General features: G+C 69.7%; 1 protein-coding gene. It reads left to right on the forward strand.

Features of this window, described 5'->3' with window-relative positions; genetic code table 11:
* Positions 1 to 13: 13 nt before the first annotated feature.
* Positions 14 to 346: ABC transporter permease (locus tag PUR56_RS31300; protein ID WP_443034598.1), on the forward strand; the 333-nt coding region annotated here is incomplete at its 3' end.

Consider the following 346-nt stretch of genomic DNA (forward strand, 5'->3'; position numbering starts at 1 on the left):
CAGCCTCGGCAACATGCAGGTCATCGCCGAAGCCGCCACCATCACCGGCCTCCTCGCCATCGTCCAGACCGTCGTCATCATCTGCGGCGGCCTCGACATCTCCGTCGGCTCCCAAGCCGGCGTCGCCTCCGTCGTCTCCGCCATGGCCTTCACCACGGCCGGAGGCAACCCCTACCTCGGCATCGCCGCCGCCATCGGCGTCGGCATCCTCGTCGGCATCCTCAACGGCCTGATCATCGTCTACGGCCGCGTCAACCCCACCATCGCCACCCTCGCCGGCCTCGCCGCCTACAAGGGCCTCGCCCAACTCCTCTCCGACGGCCGCGCCCAGGGCTACGTCCTCAAC

Source organism: Streptomyces sp. BE303 (assembly GCF_036290945.1).
Taxonomy (GTDB): domain Bacteria; phylum Actinomycetota; class Actinomycetes; order Streptomycetales; family Streptomycetaceae; genus Kitasatospora.